General features: G+C 48.6%; 1 protein-coding gene. It reads left to right on the top strand.

Going from position 1 to position 725, the window contains the following annotated elements; genetic code table 11:
* Positions 1-573 (top strand): nitrogen regulation protein NR(II) (gene glnL, locus KIV40_RS32560; RefSeq protein WP_285353495.1); only part of this gene is annotated, 573 nt, incomplete at its 5' end.
* Positions 574-725 lie beyond the last annotated feature (152 nt).

Below are 725 nucleotides of genomic sequence, written 5' to 3'. Positions count from 1 at the left end.
CTGCCAGACCAATCACTGAACGAATACACCCAGATTATTATCGAGCAGGCCGACCGCCTACGAGCCTTGGTCGACCGTCTATTAGGCCCACAAAAGCCGGGCAAAAAGAGTGAAGAGAACCTTCACCAGATTCTGGAGAAGGTACGTCAGTTGGTTGAACTAGAGTCTGGTTCTTCATTGGCGATTGAGCGCGATTATGACCCGAGTTTGCCAGACATCTTGATGGACTCGGCACAAGTCGAACAGGCAATGCTCAATATCGTTAGTAACGCTGCGCAGATTCTGAGTTCACAAGAATCAGGCAAAATCACCATTCGCACCAGAACGGTGCATCAGGCGAACATACATGGGCAGCGACACAAACTGGCGGCGCGTATTGAGATCTCCGACAACGGGCCGGGTATTCCTGATGAGCTTAAAGATACCCTTTTCTACCCTATGGTCAGTGGACGAGAAGGTGGTACTGGTCTGGGGCTTTCGATCTCGCAAAACCTGATTGACCAACACAACGGAAAGATCGACGTAGAGAGTTGGCCGGGGAACACCACCTTCACCATCTATCTACCGATTTAATAGATTTATCGACATCACCAGAGAGCTGCTCCGGTGGTGTTGGCAACAAGATATAACAGCATAAAAACAACAATGATCATCACAATAGATTTGGCTGCAAAGGAATGGAACTATGAGTAAAGTATATGTTTGGGTCGTCCTCGACGACCCAA

The organism is Vibrio sp. D173a (assembly GCF_030248475.1).
This window is presented reverse-complemented; position numbering and strand designations above follow the sequence as displayed.